We start from the raw sequence: 3423 nt of genomic DNA, 5'->3' as shown, positions 1-3423 counted from the left end.
CCGAGCGCCAGCAAGCGGCTGCGCCTCGGCGAACTCACGACGAATCGCCATCAGACCCGGCATCTCATGCTCGGCAAGCCGGATCTCCTTGCGCCCGAACTCGGCGAGCGACAGATCCGCCACCTTGAAGTCCCGGCCGGGGCCGGTGGGGTCGGCGACGACGGTCAACGGTTGGGTCGTGGTCATGGACTCTCCGAATCGGACGGTGGACACGGAACGGTGCCCCACCGTAACGCCGGGTCGCCCCGCCGGTCGTCCGGCGAAATTCCACGCTTGAACAGCTACGGCAGCAGCTCCCGCACGGCGGCCAGTTCGCGCAGCGGGTCCGGGCCGACCGGCGCGAGCTGGAGCATGGTGACGCCGACCGCCGCGTACGCCGCAATCCGCTCGCGGACGTGACCGGGCGGGCCGATCAGACAGACCGCCTCCAGCAGCTCGGCCGGCACGGCGGCGGCCGCCTCCGCCTTGCGCCCGGCCAGGTACAGCTCCTGGATCCGGTCCGCCTCGGCCGGGTAGCCGTACCGGGCCACCAGGTCGTGGTAGAAGTTGCGGCCACGGGCGCCCATCCCGCCGACGTAGAGGGCGATCCAGCGGCGGGCGTGCTCGCGCGCCGCGGCCAGGTCCGACCCGATGGCGAACGGGCCGCCGCCGACCACCTCCAGCGGGTCGAGGTCGCCGGAGCGCTTCGCCGCGCCGGCCGCCAACGCCTCCCCCCACACCTGCGCCGCCTTCTCGGGCAGGAACAGCGCCGGCAGCCAGCCGTCGGCGACCTCCGCGGTCATCCGGACGTTGGCCGGGCCGAGCGACGCCACGTAGATCGGAATCCGCTCCCGCACCGGGCGGGTCAGCAACTTCAGCGGCCGGCCCAGCCCGGTGCCCCGCTCGGGCGGGAGCGGCAGCCGGTAGTGGCCCTCGGAGCGCAGCGTCTCCCGGCGCCACGCCCGCCGGCACAGCTCGACCACCTCCCGGGTACGCCCCACCGGGTGGTCGTAGGCGACCCCGTGCCAGCCCTCCACCACCTGCGGTCCGGAGGCGCCGATGCCGAGCAGCGCCCGGCCGCCGGAGAGCGCGTCCAGCCCGGCGGCGGTCTGCGCGAGCAGGGCCGGGGTGCGGGTGTAGATCGGCAGGATCGCCGACCCGAGGCCGACCCGCCGGGTCCGGGCCGCCAGGAAACCCAGCACGCTGACCGCGTCGAAGCCGTACGCCTCCGGCACCCAGAGCACGTCGACGCCGGCCTGCTCCCAGGCGACCGCGCGTTCGACGGTGGCCCGGACGTCGCCGGCGTAGGGCAGGATGACACTCAGCCGCACGGGACCCCCTCGTGGTGGTGGATGCGGCACGCGCCGGGCTTCCGCGTCGCCGGTTCCCGCCACCTTCGCCGCCGGGTGGCGGCGTCGTCAACCGCGACCGACCGGTCAGCCCTCGGCGCAGCGGTCCGACAGGGCGTAGCGCACCAGCACCACGTCGCCGATCTGGCGTACCTCGGCGACCCGGGCCCGCCGGCCGGGGTGCCACGGGAACTGGCCGTCGCCGACGAACCGGGGCGCGCGGCAGTCACCGACGAAGAACGGCGCGACCACCAGGTGCAGTTCGTCGGCGAGCCCGGCGGTGAGGAACTGCCGGTGCACGTTGGCGCCGCCCTCCACCATCAGCCGGCGTACGCCCCGGGCGGACAGGTCGGCCAGCAGCCACGCCGGGTCGACCGGCTCGCCCGCGTCCACCACCTCGGCCAGCTCGCCGAGCCGGTCGCGGGTCTTCTCCACCGCGGCGGCGGCACAGTAGACGATCCGGTCGGTCTCGCCGACGGTGAAGAACCGGCCGGCCGGGTCGAGGTCACCGGTCGCGGTCAGGGTCACCCGGGTCGGCGAGGCGGGCAGGCCACGGTCGGCGCGGGCGGCCCGGCGCTGCGCCGAGCGCACCAGCAGCCGCGGGTCGTCGCGCCGGACCGTGCCGGCGCCGACCAGGATGGCGTCGCAGCCGGCCCGGACCCCGTCGATCCGGTCCAGGTCCGCCGCGTTGGACAGCAGCAGCCGCTGCTCGCTGGCGTCGTCGAGGTAGCCGTCGATCGACGTCGCGCAGCTGAGCACGACGTACGGGCGCTCAGTCACGGACCAGCGGGAGGTCGAGGGCGTGCGCGCCGCGGCTGGCCTTGGTCGCCAGGTAGCCGGCGTTGGCCGGGGAGAGGTACACCCCGGTGCCGACCCGCCCGGTGACCGTCACGCCGTGCCGGCGCAGCTGCGCGGCCTTGTCCGGGTTGTTGCTCAGCAGCGCGATCCGGGGCACGCCCAGGGCGGCCAGCATCTGCGCGGCCACCGTGTAGTCCCGCTCGTCCGGCCGGTGGCCGAGCGCCTCGTTCGCCTCGTAGGTGTCCAGCCCGGCGTCCTGCAGCGCGTACGCGTCGAGCTTCGCGTACAGGCCGATGCCTCGGCCCTCCTGACGCAGGTAGAGCAGGAAGCCACCCCGGTCGCTGATCCGTTCGGCCGCCTCCCGCAGCTGCGGTCCGCAGTCGCAGCGCTGGCTGCCGAAGACGTCGCCGGTCAGGCACTCGCTGTGCGGCCGGACCAGCGGCGGGGCGCCGCCGGCGGCACCCCGGTCGCGCGCCCCCGGCCAGTCCCCCAGCCCGAACGCCAGGTGCTCCCGACCGTCGGCCAGGCCGTCGAAGGTGAACACCCGGGCGTCCGTGGCGTACCCGTCGGGGAACCGCAGCGGGACGGTGACCTGGGTCCGGACGGTGGCGGGTGGCAGTGGTTCGGACATGGAACTCCTCATCAGACGGTGCCGGCGGGCACGCGGACACGGCGGGCCACCAGCACGGCGGCGCCGGGCAGGCTCGCGACCAGCACGAGCGCCCCGTACACCGTCGCGGTGGCGACCCCCTCGGCGGCGGTCAGGCCGGCAGCGCCGAACGCCCACGCGGCCACGCCCTCGCGTGGCCCGAAACCGGCGACGTTGGCGGGCACCCCCATCGCCAGCAGGGCGAGCAGGGTCAGCGGCGCCAGCAGGGTCAGCGGCGCGGTGGAACCGGCGGTGCGGGCCGCGAGCAGGAACGTCGCCAGGTGACCGGCCACCGCGACGGCGGAGGCGGTCAGCACACCCAGCCAGGTCCGCCGGGCGAGCAGCCCGGCGCGGACGTCGGCCGCCGCGGTGCGCAGCGCCCGCGCCCACCGCGACGGCCCGGAGCGGGGCAGCGCGCGGGCCAGCAGCGCCACCACCAGCCCGGCCAGCACCGCCGACGCGGTGGCCACCGGCAGGTACGGCCGCACCGGGGACGGAAAGGCCAGCAGCACCACCAGCGCGACCCCGACGAGCACGGCCTGGCCGGCGACGCGTTCCCAGACCACCGCGCGGATACCCCGGCCGACGTCGCCGACGTCCCGCCCATGCCGCACCGCCCGGTGCACGTCGCCGAGCACCCCGCCGGGC

The 3423-nt window shown here is 76.1% G+C and carries 5 protein-coding genes; all 5 read right to left on the bottom strand.

The features are described from left to right. Window positions 1-186: adenosylhomocysteinase (locus DLJ47_RS24580; protein WP_146228189.1), on the bottom strand; the 186-nt coding region annotated here is incomplete at its 3' end. 95 nt (window positions 187-281) lie between these two features. Continuing rightward, a complete protein-coding gene (locus DLJ47_RS24575) occupies window positions 282-1310 on the bottom strand; it encodes an LLM class F420-dependent oxidoreductase (protein WP_109903202.1) in 1029 nt (342 codons plus the stop codon). 105 nt (window positions 1311-1415) lie between these two features. Beyond that, window positions 1416-2108, bottom strand: coding sequence for a RibD family protein (locus tag DLJ47_RS24570; RefSeq protein ID WP_109903200.1), 693 nt, complete (start codon window positions 2106-2108; stop codon window positions 1416-1418). Beyond that, window positions 2101-2757 carry a GTP cyclohydrolase II gene (locus DLJ47_RS24565; protein WP_109903198.1) on the bottom strand — a complete coding sequence of 219 codons (657 nt, stop codon included), beginning with the start codon at window positions 2755-2757 and terminating at the stop codon, window positions 2101-2103. The genes DLJ47_RS24570 and DLJ47_RS24565 overlap by 8 nt, the downstream gene beginning before the upstream one ends. An 11-nt stretch (window positions 2758-2768) precedes the next feature. Continuing rightward, window positions 2769-3423: lysylphosphatidylglycerol synthase domain-containing protein (locus tag DLJ47_RS24560; RefSeq protein ID WP_109903196.1), on the bottom strand; the 655-nt coding region annotated here is incomplete at its 5' end.

It is taken from the genome of Micromonospora sp. S4605, assembly GCF_003176715.1.
Classification (GTDB): Bacteria; Actinomycetota; Actinomycetes; order Mycobacteriales; family Micromonosporaceae; genus Micromonospora; species Micromonospora echinaurantiaca.
This window is presented reverse-complemented; position numbering and strand designations above follow the sequence as displayed.